The sequence below is a fragment of the Variovorax sp. GW460-12-1-14-LB1 genome (genome assembly GCF_059423605.1).
On record NZ_JBWKYF010000042.1, the window covers coordinates 1 to 25,981 of the forward strand.

Annotated in this window: 25 protein-coding genes; 11 read left to right on the forward strand and 14 right to left on the reverse strand. The window is 69.8% G+C overall.

Going from position 1 to position 25,981, the window contains the following annotated elements; genetic code table 11:
* The first annotated feature begins 28 nt into the window (after positions 1-28).
* On the forward strand, positions 29-937 hold the full coding sequence (locus AC07Y4_RS20385) for a hypothetical protein (RefSeq protein ID WP_495274958.1): 909 nt from the start codon (positions 29-31) through the stop codon (positions 935-937).
* Positions 938-990: 53 nt separating this feature from the next.
* Here AC07Y4_RS20385 and AC07Y4_RS20390 read toward each other — a convergent pair whose 3' ends face one another.
* Both AC07Y4_RS20390 and AC07Y4_RS20395 read right to left on the reverse strand, forming a co-directional pair.
* Positions 991-1,530 carry a hypothetical protein gene (locus AC07Y4_RS20390; protein WP_495274959.1) on the reverse strand — a complete coding sequence of 180 codons (540 nt, stop codon included), beginning with the start codon at positions 1,528-1,530 and terminating at the stop codon, positions 991-993.
* 77 nt (positions 1,531-1,607) lie between these two features.
* Positions 1,608-2,066 (reverse strand): hypothetical protein, encoded by a 459-nt coding sequence (locus AC07Y4_RS20395; RefSeq protein ID WP_495274960.1) that lies wholly within the window; start codon positions 2,064-2,066, stop codon positions 1,608-1,610.
* Positions 2,067-2,292: 226 nt separating this feature from the next.
* On the opposite strand from AC07Y4_RS20395, the gene AC07Y4_RS20400 reads away from it, so the two are divergent.
* The 3 genes from AC07Y4_RS20400 to AC07Y4_RS20410 all read left to right on the forward strand — a co-directional run bounded on the left by AC07Y4_RS20400 (position 2,293) and on the right by AC07Y4_RS20410 (position 6,226).
* Complete coding sequence (locus AC07Y4_RS20400) at positions 2,293-2,691, forward strand: hypothetical protein (protein WP_495274961.1); 399 nt, start codon at positions 2,293-2,295, stop codon at positions 2,689-2,691.
* A 104-nt stretch (positions 2,692-2,795) separates the two neighbouring features.
* The gene (locus AC07Y4_RS20405; RefSeq protein ID WP_495274962.1) at positions 2,796-4,808 is read left to right on the forward strand and encodes a YadA family autotransporter adhesin; all 2,013 of its coding nucleotides are present in this window, start codon (positions 2,796-2,798) and stop codon (positions 4,806-4,808) included.
* Between the two features lie 134 nt (positions 4,809-4,942).
* Positions 4,943-6,226 (forward strand): acyl-CoA dehydrogenase family protein, encoded by a 1,284-nt coding sequence (locus AC07Y4_RS20410; RefSeq protein WP_495274963.1) that lies wholly within the window; start codon positions 4,943-4,945, stop codon positions 6,224-6,226.
* A gap of 36 nt (positions 6,227-6,262) precedes the next feature.
* Here AC07Y4_RS20410 and AC07Y4_RS20415 read toward each other — a convergent pair whose 3' ends face one another.
* Together AC07Y4_RS20415 and AC07Y4_RS20420 are read right to left on the reverse strand one after the other, a co-directional pair.
* Positions 6,263-6,544, reverse strand: a complete 282-nt coding sequence (locus tag AC07Y4_RS20415; protein WP_223301334.1) for a hypothetical protein — start codon at positions 6,542-6,544, stop codon at positions 6,263-6,265.
* 348 nt (positions 6,545-6,892) lie between these two features.
* Positions 6,893-7,720 (reverse strand): crotonase/enoyl-CoA hydratase family protein, encoded by an 828-nt coding sequence (locus AC07Y4_RS20420; RefSeq protein WP_495274964.1) that lies wholly within the window; start codon positions 7,718-7,720, stop codon positions 6,893-6,895.
* A 104-nt stretch (positions 7,721-7,824) separates the two neighbouring features.
* Between AC07Y4_RS20420 and AC07Y4_RS20425 the strand changes: the two genes are divergently transcribed.
* Both AC07Y4_RS20425 and AC07Y4_RS20430 read left to right on the forward strand, forming a co-directional pair.
* Positions 7,825-9,702 (forward strand): PhoX family protein, encoded by a 1,878-nt coding sequence (locus tag AC07Y4_RS20425; protein WP_495274965.1) that lies wholly within the window; start codon positions 7,825-7,827, stop codon positions 9,700-9,702.
* Between the two features lie 42 nt (positions 9,703-9,744).
* The gene (locus AC07Y4_RS20430; RefSeq protein ID WP_369629105.1) at positions 9,745-10,134 is read left to right on the forward strand and encodes a DUF488 domain-containing protein; all 390 of its coding nucleotides are present in this window, start codon (positions 9,745-9,747) and stop codon (positions 10,132-10,134) included.
* A gap of 10 nt (positions 10,135-10,144) precedes the next feature.
* Here AC07Y4_RS20430 and AC07Y4_RS20435 read toward each other — a convergent pair whose 3' ends face one another.
* The gene (locus AC07Y4_RS20435) at positions 10,145-10,756 is read right to left on the reverse strand and encodes a glutathione S-transferase (RefSeq protein WP_495274966.1); all 612 of its coding nucleotides are present in this window, start codon (positions 10,754-10,756) and stop codon (positions 10,145-10,147) included.
* 125 nt (positions 10,757-10,881) lie between these two features.
* Here AC07Y4_RS20435 and AC07Y4_RS20440 point away from each other — a divergent pair, with 125 nt between their 5' ends.
* On the forward strand, positions 10,882-11,340 hold the full coding sequence (locus tag AC07Y4_RS20440) for an Lrp/AsnC family transcriptional regulator (protein ID WP_139704551.1): 459 nt from the start codon (positions 10,882-10,884) through the stop codon (positions 11,338-11,340).
* Between the two features lie 3 nt (positions 11,341-11,343).
* Here AC07Y4_RS20440 and AC07Y4_RS20445 read toward each other — a convergent pair whose 3' ends face one another.
* On the reverse strand, positions 11,344-12,246 hold the full coding sequence (locus tag AC07Y4_RS20445) for an SDR family oxidoreductase (RefSeq protein WP_495274967.1): 903 nt from the start codon (positions 12,244-12,246) through the stop codon (positions 11,344-11,346).
* Between the two features lie 164 nt (positions 12,247-12,410).
* Here AC07Y4_RS20445 and AC07Y4_RS20450 point away from each other — a divergent pair, with 164 nt between their 5' ends.
* The gene (locus tag AC07Y4_RS20450) at positions 12,411-13,283 is read left to right on the forward strand and encodes a CoA transferase (RefSeq protein WP_495274968.1); all 873 of its coding nucleotides are present in this window, start codon (positions 12,411-12,413) and stop codon (positions 13,281-13,283) included.
* Positions 13,284-13,289: 6 nt separating this feature from the next.
* Here the strand turns inward: AC07Y4_RS20450 and AC07Y4_RS20455 are convergent, their stop codons facing one another.
* The 3 genes from AC07Y4_RS20455 to AC07Y4_RS20465 form a co-directional block, all read right to left on the reverse strand.
* Entirely contained in the window at positions 13,290-15,365 is a 2,076-nt protein-coding gene (locus tag AC07Y4_RS20455) for an esterase-like activity of phytase family protein (RefSeq protein ID WP_495274969.1), read from the reverse strand.
* Positions 15,366-15,507: 142 nt separating this feature from the next.
* Entirely contained in the window at positions 15,508-16,419 is a 912-nt protein-coding gene (locus AC07Y4_RS20460; protein WP_495274970.1) for a hypothetical protein, read from the reverse strand.
* Positions 16,420-16,426: 7 nt separating this feature from the next.
* On the reverse strand, positions 16,427-17,347 hold the full coding sequence (locus tag AC07Y4_RS20465) for a DMT family transporter (protein WP_495274971.1): 921 nt from the start codon (positions 17,345-17,347) through the stop codon (positions 16,427-16,429).
* A gap of 291 nt (positions 17,348-17,638) precedes the next feature.
* On the opposite strand from AC07Y4_RS20465, the gene AC07Y4_RS20470 reads away from it, so the two are divergent.
* A complete protein-coding gene (locus AC07Y4_RS20470) occupies positions 17,639-18,277 on the forward strand; it encodes a DUF1294 domain-containing protein (RefSeq protein WP_495274972.1) in 639 nt (212 codons plus the stop codon).
* A gap of 19 nt (positions 18,278-18,296) precedes the next feature.
* Here the strand turns inward: AC07Y4_RS20470 and AC07Y4_RS20475 are convergent, their stop codons facing one another.
* Positions 18,297-20,684: a YgiQ family radical SAM protein gene (locus tag AC07Y4_RS20475; RefSeq protein WP_495274973.1), complete on the reverse strand. Its 2,388-nt coding sequence runs from the start codon at positions 20,682-20,684 to the stop codon at positions 18,297-18,299.
* Between the two features lie 141 nt (positions 20,685-20,825).
* On the opposite strand from AC07Y4_RS20475, the gene AC07Y4_RS20480 reads away from it, so the two are divergent.
* On the forward strand, positions 20,826-21,782 hold the full coding sequence (locus AC07Y4_RS20480) for a bifunctional helix-turn-helix transcriptional regulator/GNAT family N-acetyltransferase (RefSeq protein ID WP_495274974.1): 957 nt from the start codon (positions 20,826-20,828) through the stop codon (positions 21,780-21,782).
* Between the two features lie 3 nt (positions 21,783-21,785).
* Here AC07Y4_RS20480 and AC07Y4_RS20485 read toward each other — a convergent pair whose 3' ends face one another.
* From AC07Y4_RS20485 to AC07Y4_RS20495, 3 genes are all read right to left on the reverse strand, one after another.
* Positions 21,786-22,568: a 3-hydroxybutyrate dehydrogenase gene (locus AC07Y4_RS20485; protein WP_495274975.1), complete on the reverse strand. Its 783-nt coding sequence runs from the start codon at positions 22,566-22,568 to the stop codon at positions 21,786-21,788.
* A 73-nt stretch (positions 22,569-22,641) separates the two neighbouring features.
* Entirely contained in the window at positions 22,642-23,868 is a 1,227-nt protein-coding gene (locus AC07Y4_RS20490) for a patatin-like phospholipase family protein (RefSeq protein WP_495274976.1), read from the reverse strand.
* Between the two features lie 73 nt (positions 23,869-23,941).
* Positions 23,942-24,391, reverse strand: coding sequence for a CHRD domain-containing protein (locus AC07Y4_RS20495; protein WP_070060984.1), 450 nt, complete (start codon positions 24,389-24,391; stop codon positions 23,942-23,944).
* 105 nt (positions 24,392-24,496) lie between these two features.
* Here AC07Y4_RS20495 and AC07Y4_RS20500 point away from each other — a divergent pair, with 105 nt between their 5' ends.
* Positions 24,497-25,051 (forward strand): DUF924 family protein, encoded by a 555-nt coding sequence (locus tag AC07Y4_RS20500; protein ID WP_495274977.1) that lies wholly within the window; start codon positions 24,497-24,499, stop codon positions 25,049-25,051.
* Here AC07Y4_RS20500 and AC07Y4_RS20505 read toward each other — a convergent pair.
* Positions 25,048-25,977, reverse strand: coding sequence for a YihY/virulence factor BrkB family protein (locus AC07Y4_RS20505; RefSeq protein WP_495274978.1), 930 nt, complete (start codon positions 25,975-25,977; stop codon positions 25,048-25,050). The genes AC07Y4_RS20500 and AC07Y4_RS20505 overlap by 4 nt on opposite strands.
* Between the last annotated feature and the right edge of the window lie 4 nt (positions 25,978-25,981).

Here is a 25,981-nt window from a genome sequence, read left to right on the forward strand (position 1 = left end):
TTAGGGTTATCACGTGGGTCAGATTTAGATGGAAATCACACCGCCAACTGGGTCACTTCTAGATGGAAATCAACACCTGGTCGGCCGCTGGACCGACACAGGCGCCGTGCAGGGCACTTTCACGCGCGCCGACGGCTCCCGCTTCGAAGGCCTGCGCGTGGACGGCAAGCCCGCGCAGGGCCGCGAGTACCGCGCCGACGGGTCGCTATCCGAGGAAGGCCGCTACGACAAGGGCGTGCTGTCGGTAGGCGCGCGCATCGACACCGAGGGCAACCGGATCGACGTCAACCTGCCGCGCGACCGCGAGGCCGCCGCACGCGCCGAAGCAGAAAAGAACCGGCTCGCGGCCGAAGCCGAACAGCAGCGCAAACGCGAGCAGGCGGCCCAGGCCGAACAGCAATTCCGAACCAGCCTGCAGACGATGAACCCTGGTCAGTTGTTCGCACGCGCCGACGAATTGAACGCACAGGGCGACCGCGCCCGCGCGCGCGAAGTGCAGCGCACATTGATGAGCCGCTTCCCCGACCATCCGCTGGCGGCCACGACGGCGCGGCAGATGACGGGTGAGTCGGGCGGCAGCACGGCGGCGGGTGGAGGTTCGTCGTCGGCGGGCACGGCCAACGCGGCCAGCCGCCCTGCCGGAACGCGCCTTTCCAGCCAGACCTGCGAAGCCATGAAGCAGTCGGTCATCGCGACGAAGGTCGCACCCAATGCCTCGATCACCGCCAGCCAGGAAACGGTGATGTTCATGACGAAGACGGTGCTGGACATGATCGCCGCCAACTGCCCCACCGAACCCGGCGTGACACCCGCCCAGATCGCCGCGGAACGCCAGACGCGCCAGCAGCAATACGCTGCCGCCGAGAACGCCTGCAATGCCGTGCAATCCGGCGGGCGCCGGTGCGTTGCGCAGAATCATTTCGGACCCGGCCGTTGAGGCCCTGCGAGTGCAGGCCTCACGGCCTCACGCGCAGCCGCTTTTCGCGGGCCTCAGCACCGTGCCCTGAACTGCTGATCCCGGGCCTCCTTGCGCTGCTCGGCGATCCAGGATTGCGTCGCGCCACTCTGCGGCTGCCGCGCCAAACGGTCGTAGTACGCCACCCGCTCATTGAAGTGCGCACAGCGCGACGTGTCGCCACTGCCCCCCGTCACGCCCGGCGACGTCGCACCGCGTTGTTGCGCGGCCTGTTGCTGGACGGCATAGCCTTGCCTGGTTTGCCGGTCCGCAATGTCCACCTGCTGTTCCCACGTCAGCCCTGCCGGGACCGGTTCGATGCGCTCGACCAGTGCGCCTCGCTCACGGCAATGATTCGGCGACCAGAAACGCCCGCCGCTGTTGCTCACGCAGAGAAACACCTGGGACGCACCAGCCGCCTCGAGGTTGCGCACCGGCGGCGACACGTCGACCACGCGGCCGCCGCTGCCGCCGCAGGGCTCACCGCTGTACTGGTTGCCGCACCGGTAGACCTGCTGGGCATGGGCCATGCCGCTGGCGATCAGAAGAAGGCTGGCGAGGAAGGTGAGGCGCATGGACGCGATGGTAGTAGCGATGCCTCGCAGTGCACAGGTCATCGACGCCGGCCGCGCCGATGCACCGCGCGACCCCGTCACACGCCGGCCTTGGCGCCCGCTGGACGCAACGCCTCTCGCGCACGGGCGGAGAGCGGCACGCGCTCGGACAGCAGCGCCAACGCCTGCGCCCCGCGCGCCGCGGTGCCCACATTGGCCACGAAGGTCCGGCGCGCGTCGTGGAACTCGAAGATCAGGTTGAAGGTGCCATAGGCCTCGCGCACATCGACCTGGCGGATGTCCGCCCAAGGCCGCTCGCGCTGGCGCAGCACGCGGTACACCAGTTGCTCGCTTTCGATACGGAAGACAGGGTTCAGGCTGTTGGTCGCCAGCGCCACCCACGGCAGGCCGCGCAGGCCGGTGAAGGTGGCCACGACGGGCACCGCGCCGCCCTTGATCGCAAGGGGCGCAGCGCCCGCCCGGGGCGCCTTGGGCGTGCGAAGCTTCTTCCAGAGCCAGTAGAGGAACCAGAACGACAGCCCTTGAAGGACGATCACTCCGACGGTCCCCAGGACGGTCATCCAATCCATCTGCACGTCGCCTTCCTCTGTGACACAAGCCCGGGCCCTCCCCCGGCAAGGCGCCATTAAAGCAGAGGGCTACATGCGCCAGATGCGCGCCGCCTGTCATTTGAATTCTGGACTCAATACTGTACATTTAAACAGTATTCTCAAGGAATCCACATGCCGAAGAACGCATCCCAGTCCAACGCGTGGGTGAACCATGACCCAAGCTGAACTCTTCTTCCCCCGGCCGGCAACGCCGCCCTCGCCCCTCTTCAACTTCCACGAGCCCGCCGCTGCGGCCACGCTCGAAAAGAACGAAGACGAACCGCGTGACGCCTTTTCCGCCAAGCTGATCGACTACCCCCATTCGTCGGCCGATGCGGTCAGGGTCGCGGAGCAACGCTTCCGGCGCGAACTCGAAAAGCAACTGGGCGCCGACGTGCTGCCGGCAATGCGCGCCTTCCAGAACGCCAGCGAGTCGAGCGACACCGACCTCACCAAGCGCGAGATCGCGCTGGCCGCGCGCTGGGTCAAGGCCTACGACGCTGCGCGCACGGCGGGCTTTCGCGACTTGGGCGACACGGACGAGGCGTACTTCGAAGTCAAGGCGATCTAGCACCCTGGCGAGGGCTCGTACCAGTTTTCGGTGATGGCTCCCTCGAGGGCAAAAAGACACACTCCGTCGCGTTTGTCTTGTTTGCTTTCACAGGGGAAGAGTCCATGCCGATCCACGTCCACATCCACGGTGTCCATGGACAACCGTCGCGCGTCCGCGCCCTTCGGCACCTAGCTGCCGTGGCCTTGCTAGCCGCAGGCAGCGTCCATGCGGCCGGCTTGACGCACGGCGATGCGGGCAGCGCAGGCACGAGCAGTTCGGCAGGAACAGGCGGCCTCGGCGGCGCCGCAGCCTCGGCCGCCTTCGACGGCGCGACAGCACTGGGTGCGGGGGGCAATGGCGGGGCCGCGACCTCTGGCGGAACCGGTGGCTCGGGTGGCACCGGTGCCAGCGCCACCGCCGGCGGCGCAACGGCCGTCGGCGGCGGAGGGACCGGCGGATCGAGCGAAGCAGGCGGCATAGGCGGCGCTGGAGGACGTGGCGCCGTGGCATCGGCGGGCGGGGCCATCGCACTCGGCGCGGGAGCCACAGGCAGCAACGGTTGTTGCGGCAACAACGGCCCATCGGGCGGCAGCGGCGCACAGGCATCGGGCAACGCCGCGGTCGCTATCGGCAGCGCTTTGGGCACCCAACAAGGCGCCCAGGCCTCCGGCAACGGCAGCACGGCCATCGGCGGCGCGAGCGACACAGCCTCGGGCGCCGCAGCACTGGCCGCGGGCGGCGTGGCGATCGGCTCGGGCAGCCGGGTCGCGAACGGTGCGAACGGCGGCGTGGCCATCGGCGCGAACTCGGTCGCCACATCGGCCAACACCGTGTCTTTCGGCAGCGCGGGACAGACGCGTGGCCTGGTCAACGTGAGCGCCGGCGCGGTGAACGCCACCAGCACCGATGCCGTCAACGGCGGCCAGCTGTACACCGTGCGGCAGGCCGCGGACACCGCACAGGCCGCGGCCTCCGCGGCCAATGGCACGGCCGTCCTCGCCAGGGACGCCGCGCAAACCGCGCAGGCGGGCGTCGCCACCGCGCAGGCCGCAGCGGCGGCCGCCCAGGGCACGGCCAACACCGCAACCACGGCCGCAGCCACGGCCCAGGCCACCGCCAACACGGCCCTCGGCGCGGCGCAAGGTGCGCAGGCCAGCGCCACGGATGCCAAGGCCACCGCCGTCGCTGCGCAAGGCACGGCCAACACCGCACTGGGCGTGGCGAACAACTCCGTGCAGTACGGCGCGGGCGGCGCCCAGGTCGCGCTGAATGCCAACGGCGGCGCCGGCACCACGCTGAGCAACGTGCGCGCGGGCGTCGCCGCCACCGATGCCGCCAACGTCGGCCAGCTGCAGCAGGTGCAGCAAGGCGCGCTGACCACGGCCAACACCTTCACGATGCAGCAGATCGCCGCCTTGCAGGGCGTCATGAACCAGGCGCTGTCCAACGGCCTGTGCAGCTTCAGCGGCGGCAATGTGACCTGCGGCACCGGCACGCAGGCCACGGGCACGGGCGCCACGGCGCTGGGCACCAACGCCATCGCTAACGGCGACAACACCACGGCGATCGGCAACGGGGCGCAGGCGCGCTACGCGGGCTCGGTGGCGATCGGCGCGGGCGCGAAGGCGCTGGCCGATCCGACGACCGCCGTCGGCAACGACGCCGTCGCCACGGGCAACAACACGGTGGCACTGGGCGCCAACACGCTGGCCGCGGGATCGAACTCGGTCGCCCTCGGCCAGGGCTCGGTGGCCACGCGCGACAACTCGGTGTCGGTGGGCAACGCCGCCACCGGCCAGACGCGCAGCATCGCCAACGTGGCTCCCGGCGTGCTGCCCACCGACGCGGTCAACCTGCAGCAGGCGCAGCAGCTGACGGCGGCCGCGGTGTCGGAGGCGCGCAGCTTCGCGGCCAAGGGCGTGGCCGCGGCGATGGCGATGGGCGACGCGCCGATGCCGTCCGCACCGGGCAAGACCAGCTGGGCCGCGCAGCTGGCGAACTACAAGGGCCACTCCGCGATGGGTGCCAGCGTCGTGCACCGCCTCGCGACGGACATGCCGCTGGCGCTCTCCGCCGGGGTCAGCGGGTCGAACGGATCGGTGGGCGTGCGCGTGGGGCTCAAGGGCGAGTTCTGACGCGACGGCGCAGCCCGCCCGCCGCGCATAAGAAAACACGAAAAGCGTATTTCCCAGCGACGGCATGGCGCGGGCACAGTCCCACGCCTGTATCGCTCTTTTTCCGGCGCGCCCTCGGGGCCGCCCGGCTCTCCATGGCATCCATCCACGACACGCCGACGCGCCCCGCCGCGCCCACGGCCCCCGCCTGCCCTTCCACGCTCGCACCCTCTTCCCAGCAACTCGCCGAGCGCTTCCGCCCCGTCTTCGCACGCATCGCCGAGCACGCGGCGCAGCGCGAGAACGACCGCGAACTGGCCTACGCGCCGGTGGCCTGGCTCAAGGCCGCGCGCTTCGGCGCACTGCGCGTACCGCTCGTGCACGGCGGTCTCGGTGCATCGGTCGAGCAGCTGTACGACCTGCTGATCGAACTCGGCGAGGCCGACTCCAACCTGCCGCAGATCCTTCGCGCGCACTTCGGTTTCATCGAGCGCCTGTTCGCCGAGATCGACCCCACGCTGCACGGCCCCTGGATGCGCCTGGCGGCCGACGGCGTGATCTTCGGCAACGCCACCACCGAACTCGGCGAAGGCGCACTCGGCGCCCTGCAGACCACGCTCACGCGCGACGCGCAGGGCGCCGACACATGGCGCCTCGACGGCGACAAGTTCTACAGCACCGGCACGCTCTACGCCGACTGGATCTCGGTCGCGGCGCAGCGCCTGAACGACGACGGCAGCAGCGACCGCGTGATCGCCCTCGTGCCCGCGGAAGCCGCGGGTGTCGAACGTGTCGACGACTGGCGCGGCTTCGGCCAGCGCCTGAGTGCCTCGGGCACGACGCGCTTTCGCCAGGTGCGCGTGAAGCCCGAGCACGTGCTGCTGTACGTGCGCGACCAGCCCACGCCGCTCACCGCGCATTTCCAGCTCACGCACCTGGCGACGCTGGCGGGCATCGCACGCGCCATCGTGCGCGATGCGGTGGCCTTCGTGCAGCCGCGCAAGCGCGTCTACAGCCACGGCAGCGGTGCCACGCCGCGCGAAGACCCGCTGGTGCAGCAGGTGATCGGCCAGCTCGCGAGCACGGCCTTCGTGGCCGCGTCGACCGTGCAGGCGGTGGCGCGCGGCCTGGGCGAGGTCGACCGCCATCTGCAGCGCGGCGAGGCCGTGCCCGAGCAGTTGCTGTTCGAGGTGGAGCTGAACACCGCCAAGGCGCAGGCCGGCATCGTCGATGCGGTGCTGCAGGCGGGCACGCGGCTGTTCGACATCGGCGGCGCCTCGGCGCTGCAGGAAGACCGGCGGCTCGACCGGCACTGGCGCAATGCGCGCACGCTGGCATCGCACAACCCGACGATCTACAAGGGACGCGTGGTGGGCGACCACCTGCTCAACGGTGCGCGGCCGACCTTCTACTGGGCGGTCGGCGCCATCGCGAGCTGAGACGGAAAGAAAAAGGAAGACGCCGCGAGGCGGTGTTCAGACCCGCGGCAGCGCTGCGAGAAAGGTCGACACCACGATGGCAGCCGCGCGATCGAGCTGCAGGATGTCGGCGACGTCGAAGGCGTTCGGCGCCGTGTGGCCGCTGGTGCCGAGCGGCTTGCGGATTTCGACCAGCACTTCGGCGGCGAGTTCGCGATCGCTGCGCGGACGGCCGTCGGGGTGCATCACCCACTCGTCGACCTGCTCGATGGGGATGCTGCGAAACACCCCCACGATCGGGACGTACTTGTAGCGGTCCTCGCCCACGAGGATGGGCACGCTGAGATTGCAAAAAAACGTATTCGTCGACATGCGGAACGCCGTCGCTAGCCAAAGCAAAAGTTGATTAATTGTTTTCGAGTGTGACTCCGATAGTCATTTTCCCGACCGAGGGCATACGGCAAGACGTGACCTTCTGCACACAAAGTGCGGTCAATTCCGCCGAATTACTCGGGAAAACAACTACTTAATTCTTACACAAAGACACGGATGGCGCGCTTTGTGTACGATTTTTGGCATACGAAATGTTGCGACCACCGCTTCGGCCGGCCGAAACGGGCGCGCAAACAGCTGCGCCTCGCGGTGTCTGCACCGCGAGGAACGCTAGAAAAAACGTGAAGAAGAAACTCAGGCCGGCGCGCTGAACTGCGGCGCCCGCCGTTCGATGTTGGCCTTCACGGCCTCGCGCTGGTTGGGGCTGCCGATCAGCGCCTGCTGCTCGACCGACTCGGCGATCAGCAGCTCGGCGGCGCTGTGCGCGAGCGACGCGTTCAGCAGCCGCTTGCCGGCGCGGATCGCATCGGGGCTCTTGCCGGCGATCTCGTGCGCCATCTGCAGCGCCTCGGCCAGCGGGTCGGCGGCCACGCGCGTGGCCAGGCCCAGGCGCACGGCCTCCTCGCCCGAGAAGATGCGGCCGGTGAAGGTGAGTTCGCGCACGACGTCGGTGCGCGCCAGTTCGCGCATCAGCACCATGCCGGCCATATCGGGCACGAGGCCCCACTTGATCTCCATCACCGACAGCTTCGTGTCGGCCGCCACGAGCCGGATGTCGGCGCCCAGCGCCACCTGCAGCCCGCCGCCGAAGGCCACGCCGTGCACGGCCGCGATGACCGGCACCGGCACTTCGCGCCACACCATCGCCACCTGCTGCGCGGCATTCGAGAGGCCGTGCGTGCGCGCGACCAGGTCGGTGCCGCCAGCCGCCGCGCCCAGCACGTCGCTGGCGGCGCCCTGCCCCATGCGTTCGAACGACGCCATGTCCAGCCCCGCGCAGAAGGCCTTGCCGCGGCCCGCGATGACCACGGCGCGCACGTTCTTGTCGCCCCGCAGCGCCTCGCCCGCCTGGACCAGCGCGTCGAACATCGCGGGGTCGAGCGCGTTCATCTTGTCGGCGCGCGCCAGCTGCAGTTCCACCACGCCGTCGGCGTGGCGGGTCCATACGATACGGTCGCTCATTGCATGTCTCCTGTCGGTGTCCGGGTATCGGCTCAGTATCGCGCGACCGGGCCGCTGGGCGATGATGCGCACTGTCGCCGACCCAACACCTCCGCCGCCTCGCCATGCCCCTGGACCGCCGTCACTTTCTCCTGCAATCGGGCGCCACCGCCGCCGTCGTCGCGCTGTTCGGCCAGGGCTGCGCGCGCTCGCAGCTGCCGCCTTCCACGGGCGCGACGAGCCCGGCGGGCTTCTTCACCAGCGTGCCCATTTCGCAACGCGACGCGGTGGTGGTGCCGCCGGAGTACGAGTGGCAGATGCTCTACCCCTGGGGCGCGCCCACGGGCGTTGCGGGCCGCATGCCGGCCTTCGCGCCCGACGCCGGCAACAGCGCCGACGAGCAGGCCCTGCAGGCGGGCATGCACCACGACGGCATGCACTTCTTCGCGCTCGACGCGCGCGGCGAACGCGGCCTGCTCGTGATGAACCACGAGTACACCGACGAGCAACTGCTGCACACCGACGGCGTGAAGGCCTGGAACGCCGACAAGGTCCGCAAGTCGCTGCATGCGATGGGCGTGTCGGTGATCGAGGTCCGCCGCACACAAGAAGGCTGGCGCCAGGTGCTGCCCTCGCCCTACGCGCGCCGCGTGCATGGCCGCACGCCGATGCGCATCGCCGGCCCCGCCGCGGGCACGCCGCTGATGCGCACTGCCGCCGACCCGGCAGGCACCGGCGTCTTCGGCACCTTCGCCAACTGCGCGATGGGCGTCACGCCCTGGGGCACCTACCTGACCTGCGAGGAGAACTTCCACGGCTACTTCGGCGGCCCGAAAGAAGCAGCGAAAAATGCGCCCCCCGCGCAGCGCCGCTACGGCACGGTGCCGGGCGCGCAGTGGGTGGAGTACTGGCGCTTCGACGAACGCTTCGACCTGAGCCGCCATCCGAACGAGCCGCACCGCTTCGGCTGGGTGGTCGAGATCGACCCCTTCGACCCCGAGTCGGTGCCCGTCAAGCGCACCGCGCTCGGCCGCAAGCGGCAGGAAAGCGCGACCTGCACCGTTGCGAAAGACGGCCGCGTGGTGGTCTACATGGGCGACGACGCGCGCTTCGAATACATCTACAAGTTCGTGAGCCGCGACCCCGTGCGCCCCGGCACCGATGCCGCCGCGCGCGCGGCCAACCGGCACCTGCTCGACGAAGGCACGCTGCACGTTGCGCGCTTCGACGCCGATGGGCGCGGGCGCTGGCTTGAACTCGTGCACGGGCGCCACGGCATCGACGCCGCCAGCGGCTTCGCCAACCAAGCCGAAGTGCTGATCCACGCGCGGCTGGCGGGTGACATCGTCGGCGGCACGAAGATGGACCGCCCTGAATGGATCGCCGTGCATCCGCGCAGCGGCGAGGTGTACGTCACGCTCACCAACAACTCGCAGCGCGGCGACCTCGGCAAGCCCGGCGCCGACGCCGCCAACCCGCGCGCGCCCAACTTCTTCGGCGGCATCCTGCGCTGGCGCGAGGACGGCGGCGACGCGGCCAGCACCACCTTCGCCTGGGACCACTACGCGCTCGCAGGCGACCCCGCGCAGCCCGGCGCCGGCACCCGCTACCCCGGCGACCACGCCGACGCGTTCGGCTGCCCCGACGGGCTGCACTTCGACAGCGGCGGGCTGCTGTGGATCCAGACCGACATGAGCGGGCAGTCCATGGGCAAGCCGCCCTATGCCGCGCTCGGCAACAACCAGATGCTGTGCGCCGACCCGGCCACGGGCCGCATCCAGCGCTTCCTCACGGGGCCCAACGGCTGCGAGATCACGGGCTGCGTGGTCACGCCCGACCGGCGCACGCTGTTCGTCAACATCCAGCACCCGGGCGAGTCGCGCGACGACGGCGACGCGAAGCACAACAGCGCCTGGCCCGACGCCGCGGCGCCCGGCAGCGCGCGCCCGCGCTCGGCCACGCTGGCGATCCGCCGACGCGACGGCGGTATCGTCGGCACCTGACAGTCGAACACATCACAACAACAGCCCCAGGAGATCCCCGTCATGAGCATCCGCATCGTCCGCCTCGGCACCCCGCGCGCACCCGGCGAGGGCCTGCGCATCGGCACCGTGCGCCGCCCGCCGCGCGGCGTGCCGAAGACCGAGTTCGCCTCGCAGAACTGGTACGACGTGTGGTACCCCAACCTCGCGCCGTCGGCCGAGACGATGAAGCTGGGGCAGGAAGCCGAGACGCCGGCGCAATGGAACGCCTTCATGCGCAAGTACAAGGCCGAGATGGCCGAGGCCGACGCCAGCCGCAGCCTCGACCTGCTCTCGGCGCTCTCGCACACCGCCGCGCTCGCGGTCGGCTGCTACTGCGAGGATGAATCGCGCTGCCACCGCTCGCTGCTGCGCGGCCTGCTGGCCGAGCGCGGAGCGGACATCGCGGCCTGAGCGCGGTCGCTCAGACCAGCGGCGCGCCGACGAACACCGGCAGTTGCTCGGCCTGCGCCGTGTACGCGGCGAGCAGCGGAAAGTCCGACGGGCGCACCGCGTCGGGCAGGATGAACTGCGTGAAGGTCCAGGCCACCGCCGTCGAAATGCCGCCCTGCGTGATCGTGCGCTCGTCGGGCACCGCCAGCGGTGCGGCGGCCAGTTCGCGCTCCAGCTCCGCATACGCCGTGTTCAGCTGGCCCTGCACGCGGTCGACCCACGGCTGGTGCTGCTTCTCGCTGGGCCGCAAGTTGCGCTCGTAGACGATCTGTACCGTCTTCTCGCAGGCCGCGAGCGCGAGCCCCGTGAGGCGCAGGTCGCGCAGCCGACCCGCCGGGCCGGCAGGCCACAGGCTGCGGCCGGTGACCGCTTGCGCGTGGTCGATGATGAGCGTCGAGTCCATCAGCACCGTGCCGTCATCGCACACCAGCGTCGGGGCCTTCACCACCGGGTTGATCGCGCGGAACTGCTCGAAGGTGCTGAAGACCGAGATCGAGCGGTGCTCGAAAGCAAGGCCGAGCAGGCGCAGCGAGATCGCGGCGCGGCGAACGAAGGGCGAGTCGAGCATGCCGACGAGTTGCATGGGGTCTCCTGGAAAAAGATGACCGCCACCATAGCGCCCGCGCCGCGCGCGCAGAAGGGCAACCCATCGAAAATCAGCGCACCTTACCGATCGATCATCGGTCCCCTCTTCTTTCGCCACACGCCATGACCCTCGACAAGAAAGACCGCCTCATCCTCGAAGCCCTGCAGACCGACGCGCGCCAGAGCCTGGCCGCGATCGGCAAGCGCATCGGCCTGTCGCAGCCGGCGATGAGCGAGCGCGTGCGCAAGCTGGAGCATGCGGGCGTGATCGAGGGCTATGGCGCGCGCGTGAACCTGCGTGCGCTGGGCGTGGGGCTGGAGGCCATCATCCGCATCGACACCACGCACGCGGCCATTGCGCGCTACCTCGCGCTCTTCGAGGCCATGCCCGAGGTGCTCGCGGTGGACCGCGTGACCGGCGCCGACTGCTTCTTCGTGCGCTGCGCCATCGCCGAGCCGACCGACCTGGAGCGCGTGGTGGACGCGCTGGCGGTCGATGGTTCGGTGACCACCTCGCTCGTGCTGTCGAGCCCCGTGCGCAAGCAGGTCACGGTGGGCGCCGCGAAGCCGCCGCGCAAGTAACTTTCAGCGCTGCGCCTTGTCCTTCTGGTTCTGCGCCTCGATGCGTTCGCGCGCGGCCAGCCAGTCGGCGTCGCTCCACTCGCGCAGCTCGTAGAAGTTGCCGCCGGTGGCCAGCGCGTTGCCGCCGTCCATCATGATGCTCTGGCCCGTGAGCCAGTCGCACTGGCCCGGCGCCATCAGGAAGGACGCAAGGTTCTGCAGCTCGCTCATGCGGCCCACGCGCGCCATCGGGTTGGTCTTGATGCTGCGTGCGCCGGGTTCCTCGCCGGGGTTCAGGCGCTTGCTCATGCCTTCGGTCGGGATCTCGCCGGGGCCCACGGCGTTCAGGCGGATGCCGTGGCGCGCCCACTCCACCGCGAGCGACTTGGTCATGACCTCGATGCCCGCCTTGCTCATCGCCGAGGGCACGACGTACGGGCTGCCGTTGTCGACCCAGGTGACGATGATGCTCATCACGCTGCGGAACGCATCGCCCGGCTTCCACGCGCCCGACTTGGCCTGCGCCACCCAGCGCTTGCCCACCGCCTGCGTCACGTAGAAGCTGCCGTGGAACACGATGTTGGCCACGGCGTCGAAGGCGCGCGGCGACAGGCTCTCGGTCGGCGAGACGAAGTTGCCCGCCGCGTTGTTCACGAGGCCCGTGAGCCCGCCGCTCTGGAACAGGCTCTCGACCATGTCGTCGACCTGCTGCGCGATGCGGATGTCGACGCCGAAGGCATCGATGCGCCGATCGGGAAACTGCTGGCGCCAGGCGGCGGCGGTTTCTTCGCAGACCGCCTGGCCCCGGCCACAGATGGCGACGTCGGCGCCCAGGCTCAGGAAACGCTCGGCCATGGCACGGCCGAGGCCGGTGCCGCCGCCGGTGACGAGGATGCGCTGGCCGCGCATCAGGGATGCTTCGAACATGAGGGGTCTCCTTGGCGTTGCGGCAGCGGCAGGAGCGCGTGCTGCCATCGGCCGCATGCTACGACTGCCAGGGCGCCATGGCTTGCGGAATCTGGCTCTGCCGGCGGGTGAAAATGGCCGCGCCCCCTTCCCTCTCACCCCTGGACCTTCCGGACACACGACCCATGCCCCGTTCCTCCGATGCTTCCTTCCTGCCGCTCGACGGCGTGCGCGTGCTGAGCCTGGCGCTCAACCTGCCGGGCCCCGCCGCGCTGCTGCGCTGCCGCACGATGGGCGCGGCCTGCCTCAAGCTGGAGCCGCCCGGCGGCGATCCGATGGGGCTGTACAACCGGCCCGCGTACACGGCGCTGCACGAGGGCGTCGAGGTCCGCACGGTCGACCTGAAGACCGAGGCTGGCCAAGCGCAGCTGCACGCCGAGCTGGCCCGCACCGACGTGCTGCTGACCTCGTTTCGCCCGTCGGCGCTGCAGAAGCTGAAGCTCGACTGGGCCTCGCTGCAGGCGCGGCATCCGGCGCTGTCGCAGGTCGCCATCGTCGGCGCACCGGGCGAACGCGCCGAGGAGCCGGGCCACGACCTGACCTACCTCGCCGAGAGCGGCCTCGTCACCGGCACCGCGCTGCCGCCCACGCTGTACGCCGACATGGGCGGTGCGCTGCTGGCGAGCGAGGCGGTGCTGAAGGCCGTGCTGCAACAGACCCGCCAGCGCGGCGGCGTGTACCTCGAGGTGGCGCTGAACGCCTCGGCCGACTGGCTGGCCCTGCCCCGCACCTGGGGGCTGACAAAGCCCGACGGCGCGGTGGGCGGCGCGCACGCGGGCTACCGCGTCTACCCCTGCGCCGACGGCCGCGTGGCGGTGGCGGCGCTGGAGCCGCACTTCGCCGCGCGCCTGCGCGACGTGGCCGGCGTGGCGCCGCCGGACATGATGGCGCCCGCCACGCACGCGGCGCTGGCCGCCTGGCTCGCGACGCGCACGCGCGCCGAGCTGGAAGCCATGGGCCGTGAGCGCGACGTGCCGCTGCTCACGCTGGCCGACTGACGGCGCTCAGGACGCCGGCAGGCGCAGGTCGCTCAGCTTGCGGTCGAGCTTGATGAGCCAGATGCGCGTCGGGCGCTCCAGATCGGAGCCGCGCGTGATGCGTGCTTCGGTCGCGCCCGCCGGGCAATCGCGGAGCTTGCCGTCGACATCGACCTTGCACTCTTCCACGCTGCCAGCCAGGCGGGTGCCGTCGGCGCCGAGCAGCACGGTGCCCAGGCCGAAGTCGTTGTCGTTCACCAGCGCCAGCGTCTGGTCGTCGACGACCGTCAGGCCCTCGGCCTTCTCGGCCAGCCAACCCAGCACGTTGAGGTCGAGCAGCTCGGTCTTGCGCATCGTCACCACGGTCGAATAGTCGGCACCGTTCGACGCGACCTGCGTGATGCTGCTGATCTCCAGGTTGTGGTCGAGGGCCTTGATGTCGGTCGCGTTGGCCGGCAGCTCCACCAGCATCAGCTTGTTGAACACCTTGCCGTCGCTCTTGCGCGCGCCCTGCTCGATGACGATGAAGCGGCCGTTGCCCAGGCTCACCATGTCGCCGAGCTTGGCGTTGCCGGTGCGGTCCTTGTCGTACTGGCTGCCGTCGATCGGGTAGGCATAGAGCTTGGAGGTCTCGGTGGCCGGATCGAATGCGAGCCAGCGCGTGAACTTCGCGATGTGGCGCACGTCGGTGTTGCTGCCGCCCGGCGGCTTGGCCTTGATCGACTTGCCGTTGGCGTCGCGCGGATCGATCGGGCTCTGCAGGAAGCCGTGCAGCACGCCGCTGGCCACATCGAGCGTCAGGCCTTCCATGCCGCGGTTGGGGCGGCGCTGCGCCAGCACCGCCGGCAGGTCGGTGGCGCCGGGGCCGGGTGCGTACTTCTTCTCGACCACGCCGGTGGCGATGTTCAGGCGCGCGATGAAGGGGCCGTACTCGTCGCTGGTCCACAGCACGTTGCGCGCCTTGTCGAGCACCAGGGTCTCGGGGTCGAGGCCGTTGGCGTCGTAGCCGGCCTTGGCTTCGTCGAACTTGTACTGGTCGGTCAGCGGGGTCTCGCCGGTCGAACCCACGCCCGAGCGCGGCGGCAGGCCGGTGATCTTGGTGTTGGCGTCGCGCTTGAGCGGCACGCTGGTGCTGAGCACCGCGCCAGTCTTGCCCACGCGCACGATGCCGAAGCTCGGCGCGAACGACGGCGCCGGGAACACCTTGCTGATGCTGGTGACACCGTCGCCGCCGCCGGGCACGGGTGCGGTCGGGCCGTCGCCGTTCGGGCCGCGGTCGGTGATGGCGTAGAACTCGAGCACGCCGTCGTCGGCCTTGCCCTTGAACGCCAGGCCCGAGCCGTAGGCCGGCAGGAAGCCCTGGGGGAAGTCGGCCTTGATGTCCGGGTTGTCGCCCTCGTAGGGCACGTGGAAGCGGGCATCGGCCTGCAGCTGGTAGCGCGTAACGGCGATGCCGATGGCGCCGAGCTGGTTCGTCTGCGTCGACGCTTCGGTGACCGGTGCACCCAGCCGCGAGGCCAGCGTGTCCTCGAAGTGTTCGCGGGCCAGCATGCGGCGGTTCGAGTCGACCATGCGGGCATTGTAGGGAGCGGGCAACGCGGCCAGCACCGCGTTGAGCGCGGTGTGGAAGGCGTCGGGCGCGGCGTTGAAATCGAGCGCGCCGGCCGTCAGGGCGGCCTTGAGCGCGGGCGTCAGGCGGATGCCGTTGGCGGGGTCACGGTCCTCGTCGAAGCTCTGCAGCGCGAGCAGGCGGTTGACCACGGCATCGGCCTTCACGTCGCTGCCGCCGGCCAGGGTGAGCGGCGTGATCGCGTCGCCGCATGCGGCGCTGCCCAGGGCCAGCGCGCCGGCGCTGAAGGTGACGGTCTCGCCGTCCTTGCAGATGAATTCACCCTTGGCGTTGGTGGCGGCCTTGGCGGCGCTGCCGGCCACGTAGTCGAGGCCCTCCACGGCGGCATCCAGGAAGGTGCCGGTTTTCGACTGCGCAGCGGGCGGATTGGTCGTGCCACCGCCCACCGGGAACGACCAGCCGCCCCCGCCGCCGTTGCCGCCGCCGCAGGCGGTCAGCACCGCGCCAGCGCCCACGAGCGCCAGCCATCCCATCCTCGATCCTCTTGTTGTCTTGCGCATTGCTTGTTGTCCTTGTGATGCGCCCGCGCAAAGGCGCAAGCCCCGGCGATTAATGCCGAGGCAGATGACAAGCCCGTGAAACTGCAACCGAAAGGTTGCGGTGGTCGGCGCCTTTTCAGCGGCCGCTGCCGTCGCGCTGGCGGTCTTCGCGCTTCACCGCGAGGTAGGTGTCCAGGTCGACCTCGTGCAGCTGGCGCGGGTAGCGCTCGGCCGCCGCGAACCAGTAGCGCTGCCGGCGCTCGGCCGGGTCGTTGGCGCCGGTGGCCAGGTAGGCGTCGAGCGTGAGGAAGTAGCGCATCGCATTGCGCTCCACCAGCCCGCGCAGGCCGCGGATGTACTCGGGCTGGCCGTCGGCGCCCTTGCCCACCACGGTGAAGCCAACCTTGGAACTGCCGAAGGTGGCGAGGTAGGCCTGCGTGGCCAACCGCACCATCGTGTTGTGGTTGTAGCCGTAGCTGAAGTGCAGGAAGGTCTTGCGCTCGTCGAGCGCCACCGCTTCGAGCCGCACGCGGTAGTTGCTGGTGCCGAACGGGCCGGTGTCGGCCGACATCTCGACCTGCAGGTGCTCGGGCGTGGCACTGGCCACGCGGTAGGCAAAAGGCAGCTCGAAGGCCTGGTCGACCGGCTTGTCGTAGCGGCGCACCACGAACAGCGTGAGCGTCTCCTTGCCTTGCGGCGAGGTGCTGATGCGGCAGCGCCGGTTGTTGATGTGCAGCGTGAGCAGCTCGCACCAGTGGTCCGAGCCCTTGAGCGCCGCGCTGACCTTGGACAGCGGGTGCTCGACCACGGCATAGATGTCGCCCTCGAGGCCGCCGGGCGTTTCGGTGGAGTCGAGTTGCACGGGACGCCCGAAGCGGCTCTGGTCGAGCTTGTCGCTGAGCTTCTGGTGCTCGGCGCGCAGGGCCTGGGCCCCCGCGGGCGCGGAGGCCTCGGGGGCCGCCGCCTGCGCCAGCAGCGACACGCCGCAGCAGGCGGCCACCGCCAGGGTGCGTTTCCACGAAACCGGCAAGGGGGGCGAACGGCTCATCATGGGGCTACACGATACCCCGGTTCCGCCGCACCAGCAGCAGCATTGCCCCCGCCAGCAGCGCCGCCCCCAGCCATTGGCGCGGCGCCATCGGCTGCGCCAGCCACAGCGCCGCGAGCCAGGCCGCCACCAGCGGCTCGATCAGCGTGCCGACCACCGCCGCCGTCGGCGAGAGCCGACGCGCACCCCAGGCGAAGGCCAGGTAGGCGACCGAGGTGGTGGCCACGCCGGTGTAGGCCGCGCCCGTCCATTGCGCCGTGCCCTCGGGCCAGGTGATGCCGTTCGCCACCGCGACACCGAGCATGCACAGCGCCGCGGCGCTCATGCCCCAGGCGGACGCGGTCACGGCCGGCACCCGCGCCGGCATGCGCGCGTTGCCCAGCACCACCAGCGCATAGCAGACGGCCGAGCCGAAGGACCACGCGAGCCCGGCACCGTAGCCCGCCGGCAAGGCGCCCCAGCCAGCGGCCGGCATCACCAGCAGCAGCACGCCCGCCAGCGCCAGCACGAGGCCACCGAGCAGGCGCGCGCCGAAGGGCTCGTAGCCGCGCAGCACCGACACGCAGGCCACGATCAGCGGCGCGCAGCAGATCGAGATCACCGTCGGCAGCGCGGCACCCAGGTGCGCGATGCCGGCGAACCAGCAGCTCACGTTCAGCGCCATCGCGGCACCGGTGCCGATGACGTGGCCCTGCTCGCGGCGCGTCAGGTGGCGCCACCCCGCATCGGCGACCGGCGCGCGCCGTGTCGCCTGCCAGTGCAGCCACCACAGCAGCGGCATGCCCAGCGCGAAGCGCGCCAGCGACAGGCTGTGCGGCGCGATGCCGCCGTCGATCAGGAATTGCGCCACCAGGGCGCCGCCGCCCCAGAGCACGCCGGCCAGCAGCACGCCGCCCCAGGCCAGGGCGGCCGTTGTTCTTGCATTCATGTTGAAACTCTCCGTGAGGCCCGTCGCCTCGGCGTCGCGTCGACGCATTGCCAGGGGCGGGCATGACCATCCGGCCACCGCCCGGCCTGTCTTCGCTCAGCGGAAGAAGGCGGACGGCAGCGACCACTTGCAGGCCTGACGGGCGCGGCGCGAAGCGCGCGCGAACGTCAGCGGCAGGTCGACGAAGGGGGAGAGTGATGCAGGTGCATGAGCGGCCGATGATAGGAGCGGCGCCCCGTGCCCACAAGAGAGAATCGCCCGCATGTGCCCTGCCCTTTTCCCTCGCATGCCATGAAGCGCCAAGGTCGACTCGTTCGTTGGGAGGCCGAGCGCGGCTTCGGTTTCATCCGCAGCCCGGAGGTGTCGGCCGACGTCTTCGTGCACCTGCGCGACTTTCGCGACCGCCAGCTGAAGCCGCAGGTCGGCATGGCGGTGCACTTCGAAGAGATCCATGTCGGCGGCAAGGGGCCGCGGGCGATGGCCGTGGAGGCCGCAGCCTCGGCGGGTGCCATGCCCCGCGCAGCCTCACGCGCGCAGCCGCGCCGGCCTTCGGGTCGCAGCACGGCTGGCACGCCGTGGGGCGCGTGGCTGATCGTGATCTACGCCGCGGGCTTGGGCGCCGCCGTCTGGCTCGGTCGCCTGCCGCTGCTCGTGTTGGCGGTCGTCGCGGGGCTGAGCCTGCTCACCTTCGCGGCCTACGCCTTCGACAAGAGCGCAGCGCAGGCCGGGCGCTGGCGCACGCAGGAAAGCACGCTGCACCTGCTCGCGCTCGCGGGCGGCTGGCCGGGCGCGTGGTGCGCGCAGCAACTGCTGCGGCACAAGTCGAGCAAGGCGAGTTTCCTGTGGAGGTTCTACGTCACGGTCGCGCTGCATTGCGCGGCGCTGGGGGCGTGGGTGTTCTGGCTGTCGAAGCACGCGGCCTTCGGCTGACCGCGCCTTCGACCAGGCCTCAACGCACCTTGCGTGAAGGCTTGTTGAGCGGCTTGCCGCCACTGCCGTTGTCGCGCGGCGGCAGGCCCGTGTGCTGCGTGAGGATGCGGCCCTTGGAGGGCTTCACCGGCGCCAGCCGGACCGGTGCCGCGGCCTTGGCGGCCACCGGCGCGGAGGTCGAGTTCTTGCGGCGCGCGCTCGTGTAGCCGCCATCGGTCAGCGGCTGCCACGTCGGGATCAGATGGTGCTTGCCGTTGCCGATGAGGTCGGCGCGGCCCATGCTCTTGAGGGCTTCGCGCAGCAGCGGCCAGTTGTTGGCATCGTGGTAGCGCAGGAAGGCCTTGTGCAGGCGGCGGCGCTTGTCGCCGCGCACGATGTCCACCGTCTCGCTCTCGCGCGTGATCTTGCGCAGCGGGTTCTTGTTGGTGTGGTACATCGTCGTCGCCGTGGCCATCGGGCTCGGGTAGAACGTTTGCACCTGGTCGGCGCGGAAGCCGTTCCTCTTGAGCCAGATCGCGAGGTTCATCATGTCCTCGTCGCTGGTGCCCGGGTGCGCGGCGATGAAGTACGGAATGAGGTACTGCTTCTTGCCCGCCTCGGCCGAGTATTTCTCGAACATCTGCTTGAACTTGTCGTAGCTGCCGATGCCGGGCTTCATCATCTTCGTGAGCGGGCCCTGCTCGGTGTGCTCGGGCGCGATCTTCAGGTAGCCGCCGACGTGGTGCTGCACCAGCTCCTTCACGTACTCGGGCGACTGCACGGCCAGGTCGTAGCGCAGGCCGGAACCGATGAGGATCTTCTTGATGCCCTTGAGCGCCCGCGCGCGGCGGTAGATCTTGATGAGCGGGTCGTGGTTGGTGCCCAGGTTCGGGCAGATGCCCGGGTACACGCAGCTGGGCTTGCGGCATGCCGCCTCGATGGCGGGGCTCTTGCAGCCCAGGCGGTACATGTTGGCCGTGGGGCCGCCGAGGTCGGAGATGGTGCCGGTGAAGCCGCTGACCGAATCGCGGATGGCCTCGACCTCCTTGATGATCGAGTCTTCCGATCGGCTCTGGATGATGCGGCCCTCGTGCTCGGTGATCGAGCAGAAGGTGCAGCCGCCGAAGCAGCCGCGCATGATGTTCACGCTGAAGCGGATCATTTCCCACGCGGGGATCTTGGTCGCGCCGTCGTGGCTGCCGTTCTCGTCGGCGTAGCGCGGGTGCGGGCTGCGCGCGTACGGCAGGTCGAACACGTGGTCCATCTCGGCCGTGGTGAGCGGAATGGGCGGCGGGTTGATCCACACGTCGCGCGCCGTGGCGCCCTCGCCGTGCGCCTGCACGAGCGCGCGGGCGTTGCCGGGATTCGTCTCGAGGTGCAGCACGCGGTTGGCGTGGGCGTAGAGCACCGGGTCGCTGCGCACCTGCTCGTACGAAGGCAGGCGGATCACCGAGCGGTCGCGCGGCGGCACGGCGATCTTGCCGCGGCCTTGCAGCGCCGGGTTGGGCACGAAGTTCAGCGGCTTGATGGCGGGGTTGACGACCGAACCGGCGGCGGAGCCCGCGGCTTCGGCGGCCTTGGCGACAGCTTCGGCCTCGTCTTCCTTCGCGCAGGTGGCGCCGTTGGCCTTGGCCTGGTCGGACACCATCAGGTACGGGTTGACGTGCGCCTCGACGCGGCCGGGTTCGTCGACGCTGGTGGAGTTGATCTCGAACCAGGCCTCGGGCGTTTCGCGCCGCACATAGGCGGTGCCGCGCACGTCGGTGATCTGCTGCACCGGCTCCTTGGCGGCCAGGCGGTGCGCGATCTCGACGATGGCGCGCTCGGCGTTGCCGTACAGCAGCAGGTCGCACTTGGCGTCGACGACGATGGAGCGGCGCACCTTGTCCGACCAGTAGTCGTAGTGCGCGATGCGGCGCAGGCTGCCTTCGATGCCGCCGAGGATGATCGGCACGTCGTTCCAGGCTTCCTTGCAGCGCTGCGAATACACGATGGCCGCACGGTCGGGGCGCGAGCCGCCGACGTCGCCGGGGGTGTAGGCGTCGTCGCTGCGGATCTTCCGGTCGGCCGTGTAGCGGTTGATCATCGAATCCATGTTGCCGGCCGTGACGCCGAAGAACAGGTTCGGCTTGCCCAGCACCTTGAAGGGCTCGGCGCTTTGCCAGTCGGGCTGCGCGATGATGCCCACGCGAAAGCCCTGCGCCTCGAGCATGCGGCCGATCACCGACATGCCGAAGCTGGGGTGGTCGACGTAGGCGTCGCCCGTGACCACGATGATGTCGCAGCTGTCCCAGCCGAGCGCGTCCATCTCCTTGCGCGAGGTCGGCAGGAACTTGGCCGTGCCGAAACGGGCCGCCCAGTACTTGCGGTAGCTGGTCAGCGGCTTGGCGGCACGCGCAAAAAAGGAGACGTCGACGGGGGCGTTCATCGGTGGGAGCGGACAGCGCCGGGGCGCCGCCTGTGTGGGCAACCCTCGATTTTAGGGTTTTCCAGCATTTCTGTCGCCCTGAAGATCCCTTGCCCCGGAACGAGAGGGCTCTTATTTGATTGCCAAAGTCAATCAATTTAAATGACAATGGCAACCATGCCCACGCCAACGCCCCCCGTCGACCCGTCCGCCGTCAAGGCCATCCGCCGGTTCAACCGCTTCTACACGCGCCGCATCGGCGCCCTCGACCCCTACCTGGGCAGCGACCTGTCGCTGACCGACGTGCGCGTGCTCTACGAGCTGGCGCACCGCGAAACCCCGGTCGCCAGCGAGATCGGACGCGACCTGGGCTTCGACGCCGGCTACCTCAGCCGTATCCTGCGCCGCTTCGAAACCCACGGCTGGCTCACGCGCGAGCCGCACCCGCGCGACGCCCGCCAGAGCGTGCTGCGCCTGACCGACGCCGGCCATGCCGCGTTTGCGCCGCTGCAACAGAAATCGCGCGACGAGGCCGCCGCCCTGCTCGCCGCGCTGCCGCCGGCGCAACAAAACCAGCTGGTGCAGGCCATGGACACGGTGCAGGCGCTGCTCGAACCGGCCGCGCCGCCGGCCCGGCCCCAGGCCGCCGTGCTGCGCGACCCGGCGCCCGGCGACATCGGCTGGGTGGTGCAGCAGCACGGCGAGCTGTACGCGCGCGAATACGGCTGGGACCACCGCTTCGAAGCGCTCGTGGCGGGCATCGCAGGCGAGTTCCTGCTCAAGTTCCAGCCCGAATGGGAGCGTTGCTGGATCGCCGAGCTCAACAGCGAGCGCGTCGGCGCGATCTTCGTGGTGCGCAAGTCGGCCACCGTGGCGCAGCTGCGCATGCTGATCCTCACGCCGGCCGCGCGCGGGCTGGGCCTGGGCGGGCGCCTCGTGGACGAGTGCATCGCCTTCGCGCGCCGCAAGGGCTACAAGAAGATGACGCTGTGGACCAACAGCTGCCTCACGGCCGCGCGCAGCATCTACGCCAAGCGCGGCTTCCAGCTCGTGCACTCGGAGCCGCACGAGGGCTACGGCCAGCCGCAGGTGGGCGAGACGTGGGAGCTGAAGCTGTAGCGCTTACTGCATGTACCAGCCGTGGCTCACGACGAGCGACTGGCCGGTCAACGCGTTGGTCGGAAAGGCCGCGAACAGCAGCGCCACGCGCGCCACATCGTCGGTGGTGGTGAACTCGCCATCCACCGTCTCCTTGAGCATCACGTTCTTGACGACCTGCTCCTCGGTGATGCCCAGCGTCTTCGCCTGCTCGGGAATCTGCTTCTCGACCAGCGGCGTGCGCACGAAGCCCGGGCAGATCACGTTGGCGCGCACGCCGTGCTTGGCGCCTTCCTTGGCGACCGTCTTGGCCAGCCCGATGAGGCCATGCTTGGCCGTCACGTACGGCGCCTTCAGCAGCGACGCTTCCTTGGAGTGCACCGAGCCCATGTAGATCACGCTGCCGCCGCGGCCTTGCGCGTACATGTGCTTCAGGCACGCCTTCGTGGTGAGGAACGCACCGTCCAGGTGAATCGCAAGCATCGTCTTCCAGTCGGCAAAGCTGAACTCGTCGACCGGATGCACGATCTGGATGCCGGCGTTACTGATGAGGATGTCGATGCCGCCGAAGGCCTTCGCGCCCTCTTCCACCGAGGCATTGACCTGGTCTTCGTTCGTCACGTCGACCGCCACGCCGATGGCCTGCGCACCCGTGGCCTTCAGCTCGGCGGCGGTGGCATCGGCCGCTTCCTTGTTGAGGTCGGCAATGATGATCTTCGCGCCTTCCTGCGCGAACAGGATGGCGATTTCCTTGCCGATGCCGCTGGCCGAGCCGGTGATGTAGGCGACCTTGTCCTTGAGTTGCATGGTGAAGCGTCCTTGGAAGTGGTGGATAGGAAAAGAGCGAGCAAGAACCGGGCACGCGCCCGGCTGACTTCCCTCAGCGCGACAGCCCCGGCCGCTTGATGCGCCCGGTGCCCGGCTCGCCGAGGTCGAAGGTGGTCACGCCGTTCACCGTGGCGTCGGCGCGCAGCGTCTCGGGGTGGGCGAGCGTCTTGCCCATGTCGCGCACGCCCGACTCCCAGTGCTCTTCGACCGCGGCGCGCGAGAACTCGTAGTCCTTCGACTCCAGCTCGTACGACTTGTCGCGGTAGATCAGGTGAAAGATGTCGATCGGCTCGTGCGTGAGCTGCGCCTGCACCTCGACCACGCTCGGGTCGTTGCGCAGGCCGGGCGGCAGCTTGGCGATCAGGTCGGCAATGGCCTGCTGCAGGTTCATGTTGGCCGCCAGCGCGTCGGTGTTCAGGCGCGTGCGGCTCGAATAGGTGATGTCCTTCTGGCGCTCCATCACGCCCGACAGCGTGTGCGGCATCTCGCCGCGCGCGTTGAACAGGTCGACCTGCAGCACCACCAGTGCCTCGGCGCGCGGATGCGTGTCGAGCACGTACTGCAGCGGCGTGTTCGAGACGATGCCGCCGTCCCAGTAGTCGTCGCCGTCGATGTGCACCGGCGCAAAGCCCGGCGGCAGCGCGCCGCTGGCCATGATGTGCTCGGGGCCGATGCGCTGGCGCGTGTTGTCGAAGTACACCGAGTTGCCGGTGCGCACATTGACGGCACCCACGCTGAAGCGCGCCTCGCAGGCGTTGATGCGGTCGAAGTCGATGAGCCGCTCCAGCGTGGCCTTCAGCGGCGAGGTGTCGTAGTAGCTCAGGAGCGGCGCGGCACCGCCCAGCAGCAGGGCCGGCGAGTAGCGCGGCTCGAAGAAACCCGGGATGCCGACCAGCGAAGCCATGGTGGCGCTCCACTGGTTCTGCGTGGCGCGGTCGCCGAGCCACGACGGCAGGCGCTGCGCCGGCCCCGAAGACACCAGGTGCCAGAACTCGCGCAGCCGGTCGACCCGCTGCGCGGGCGCGTTGCCGGCGATGAGCGCGGCGTTGATGGCGCCGATCGACACGCCCGCGATCCAGTGCGGCTGCAGGTCGGTCTCGCTGAGCGCGGCGTACACGCCCGCCTGGTAGGCGCCGAGCGCACCGCCGCCCTGCAGCACCAGCGCCTTGCGGGCGGTGCGCATGCCTTCGCGGCGGGCGATGAAGGGATGGGGTGGTGCGTGCGAAGAAGAGGAAGCAGCGGTGGCGGCGCGAGGCTTTTTCTTGGGTGTCGTCGTCATGCGGTCATTGGACACCAGCCCCGCGACAGCCACCTGACCAGGGGCCTTTTCGCGGCTTCAGCCCGGACGAATCTCACATCTTCGGCAGCATCTGCCCGCGGATCTCGCCGCCCGGGTTGGCGGCCGTGTGGATGTTGGCGTACCACTTGCCCGCCACGAGGTCGGCCGCCTGCGCCGGCGTGAGCGTGGCCTGGCCCTCGATCGGGCTTGCCGGACTCGCGAAGGGCAGCACCACGCCGGCATTCGCGCCCGCGGCGGCGGGCCCGTGGAAGTGGGCCGCCGTGGCCGGGCCGCTCAGGCCTTCGTAAGTGATCTTGTACTTGAGCACGTTGGTGTCGCGGTTGAGCCAGGCCTCGGCCATGCCGCTGCCGCGCGTCATGTTGGGCGGCACCTGGCTGGCCGCGTTCATCGCGCCGCTGAAGCTCGCGACGTTCGACTTCGACATCATTCCGCAGCCGGCCAGTGCGACGGCGGCCAGGCCCGCGACGAGGGTGCTGCGCCAGAGTGTGCGAGTGTTGTTCATGGTCGGGGTCTCCTGTGGATGAAAGCATTCAGCATAGGCAGACGACGCCTGCGGCCTTGTCGGCCAGCGCCCCTTCTTCGCACGCCTGTGCAAGAGAATGCAACGATGATTTCCGACGACACACTCCCTTCCGCACACGACGTGGTCGCCTTCTGGCGCGATGCCGGCCCCGAGCGCTGGTTCGCGAAAAGCGATGTCTTCGATGCCGCATGCATCGACCAGTTGGCCGCCGCCCACCAGGCCGCGGCCAGCGGCCGGCTCGACCACTGGGCCGACACCGGCGAAGGCGCCCTGGCCCTGCTCGTGCTGCTCGACCAGTTCCCGCGCAACGCCTGGCGCCAGAACCCGCACATGCTCGCCACCGACGGCCTCGCGCTGGCCGTGGCGCGCCGCGCCGTCGAGGCCGGCTTCGACCGGCAGGCCGACGCTCTGATGCAGCGCTTCTTCTACCTGCCCTTCATGCACTCGGAGGTGCTGGCCGAGCAGGAGCGTTCGGTCGAACTCAACGCCACGCAGGACGCCAACACGCAGCACTTCGCCGTACTGCACCGCGACATCGTGGCGCGCTTCGGGCGCTTTCCGCACCGCAACCGAATGCTCGGACGCACGTCCACCCCGGAAGAGCAGAAGTTTCTCGACGAAGGCGGCTTCGCAGGCTAAGCAACGTCGACGTGCGCGGGCAGCGGCACGTCGCGCGTCGGCGACGCCTGCCCCGCCGGCTCGCCGATGGCGTCCTTCATCGAGCCGTAGGTGCGCGCATAGACCCAGGTGAACTCGGCGCCCAGCAGGAAGATCTGCGCCGAGTAGTACACCCACACCAGCACCACCACCAGCGAGCCGGCCGCGCCGTAGCCCGAGGCCACGCTGCTCTTGCCGATGTACAGGCCGATGAGGTGCTTGCCCACGGTGAACAGCAGCGCCGTCACCGCCGCGCCCACCCACACGTCGCGCCACTGCACCTTGGCGCGCGGCATGATCTTGTAGATCATCGCGAAGATCACCGTGACCATCGCGAAGCTGAAGACGAAGTTCACCACCTGCGCCAGCGTGGCCCAGGCACCGAACATCGGCGACCACCACTTGCCCAGCGCGGCCAGCGCCGCGCTCGCCACCAGCGACACCATCAGCAGGAAGCCGATGCCCATGATCATGCTGAACGACAGCAGTCGCACGCGCAGCATGTTGAAGACGCCCTTGTTGCGGGTGCGCGCGGGGGCGCGCCAGATGCGGTCGAGCGCGTCCTGCAGCTCGCCGAAGACGGTGGTCGCGCCCACGATCAGCAGCGCGATGCCGACCACCGTGGCCACGATGCCCTCGGTCGGCTTGTTGACCGCCTGCAGCATGCCCTGCACCGCCGCCGCGCCCTGCTCGCCCATGAGGCCCGAGAGCTGCGCGAAGATCTCGCCGCGCGCGGCCTCCTGCCCGAACACCAGGCCAGCCACCGCGATCACGATCAGCAGCAGCGGCGCAATGGAGAACACCGTGTAGTAGGCCAGCGCCGCGCCCATGCTCGGGGCGTAGTCGTTGGACCAGGATGCGAAGGCGCGCCGGCAGAGATCGAAGAGTGCGCGAAGTCGAATGAGCATGGCG

Excerpts from the sequence above, each read along its gene's own strand:
- AC07Y4_RS20425 (WP_495274965.1), top strand. The coding sequence starts at position 7,825 with ATGCCCCTGGACCGCCGTCACTTTCTCCTGCAATCGGGCGCCACCGCC.
- AC07Y4_RS20445 (WP_495274967.1), bottom strand. The coding sequence starts at position 12,246 with ATGTTCGAAGCATCCCTGATGCGCGGCCAGCGCATCCTCGTCACCGGC.
- AC07Y4_RS20495 (WP_070060984.1), bottom strand. The coding sequence starts at position 24,391 with ATGAACAACACTCGCACACTCTGGCGCAGCACCCTCGTCGCGGGCCTG.
- AC07Y4_RS20455 (WP_495274969.1), bottom strand. The coding sequence starts at position 15,365 with ATGGGATGGCTGGCGCTCGTGGGCGCTGGCGCGGTGCTGACCGCCTGC.
- AC07Y4_RS20420 (WP_495274964.1), bottom strand. The coding sequence starts at position 7,720 with ATGAGCGACCGTATCGTATGGACCCGCCACGCCGACGGCGTGGTGGAA.
- AC07Y4_RS20460 (WP_495274970.1), bottom strand. The coding sequence starts at position 16,419 with ATGAGCCGTTCGCCCCCCTTGCCGGTTTCGTGGAAACGCACCCTGGCG.
- AC07Y4_RS20500 (WP_495274977.1), top strand. The coding sequence starts at position 24,497 with ATGATTTCCGACGACACACTCCCTTCCGCACACGACGTGGTCGCCTTC.
- AC07Y4_RS20490 (WP_495274976.1), bottom strand. The coding sequence starts at position 23,868 with ATGACGACGACACCCAAGAAAAAGCCTCGCGCCGCCACCGCTGCTTCC.
- AC07Y4_RS20435 (WP_495274966.1), bottom strand. The coding sequence starts at position 10,756 with ATGCAACTCGTCGGCATGCTCGACTCGCCCTTCGTTCGCCGCGCCGCG.
- AC07Y4_RS20390 (WP_495274959.1), bottom strand. The coding sequence starts at position 1,530 with ATGCGCCTCACCTTCCTCGCCAGCCTTCTTCTGATCGCCAGCGGCATG.
- AC07Y4_RS20385 (WP_495274958.1), top strand. The coding sequence starts at position 29 with ATGGAAATCACACCGCCAACTGGGTCACTTCTAGATGGAAATCAACAC.
- AC07Y4_RS20430 (WP_369629105.1), top strand. The coding sequence starts at position 9,745 with ATGAGCATCCGCATCGTCCGCCTCGGCACCCCGCGCGCACCCGGCGAG.
- AC07Y4_RS20440 (WP_139704551.1), top strand. The coding sequence starts at position 10,882 with ATGACCCTCGACAAGAAAGACCGCCTCATCCTCGAAGCCCTGCAGACC.
- AC07Y4_RS20505 (WP_495274978.1), bottom strand. The coding sequence starts at position 25,977 with ATGCTCATTCGACTTCGCGCACTCTTCGATCTCTGCCGGCGCGCCTTC.
- AC07Y4_RS20465 (WP_495274971.1), bottom strand. The coding sequence starts at position 17,347 with ATGAATGCAAGAACAACGGCCGCCCTGGCCTGGGGCGGCGTGCTGCTG.
- AC07Y4_RS20470 (WP_495274972.1), top strand. The coding sequence starts at position 17,639 with ATGAAGCGCCAAGGTCGACTCGTTCGTTGGGAGGCCGAGCGCGGCTTC.
- AC07Y4_RS20475 (WP_495274973.1), bottom strand. The coding sequence starts at position 20,684 with ATGAACGCCCCCGTCGACGTCTCCTTTTTTGCGCGTGCCGCCAAGCCG.
- AC07Y4_RS20400 (WP_495274961.1), top strand. The coding sequence starts at position 2,293 with ATGACCCAAGCTGAACTCTTCTTCCCCCGGCCGGCAACGCCGCCCTCG.
- AC07Y4_RS20485 (WP_495274975.1), bottom strand. The coding sequence starts at position 22,568 with ATGCAACTCAAGGACAAGGTCGCCTACATCACCGGCTCGGCCAGCGGC.
- AC07Y4_RS20410 (WP_495274963.1), top strand. The coding sequence starts at position 4,943 with ATGGCATCCATCCACGACACGCCGACGCGCCCCGCCGCGCCCACGGCC.
- AC07Y4_RS20480 (WP_495274974.1), top strand. The coding sequence starts at position 20,826 with ATGACAATGGCAACCATGCCCACGCCAACGCCCCCCGTCGACCCGTCC.
- AC07Y4_RS20450 (WP_495274968.1), top strand. The coding sequence starts at position 12,411 with ATGCCCCGTTCCTCCGATGCTTCCTTCCTGCCGCTCGACGGCGTGCGC.
- AC07Y4_RS20405 (WP_495274962.1), top strand. The coding sequence starts at position 2,796 with ATGCCGATCCACGTCCACATCCACGGTGTCCATGGACAACCGTCGCGC.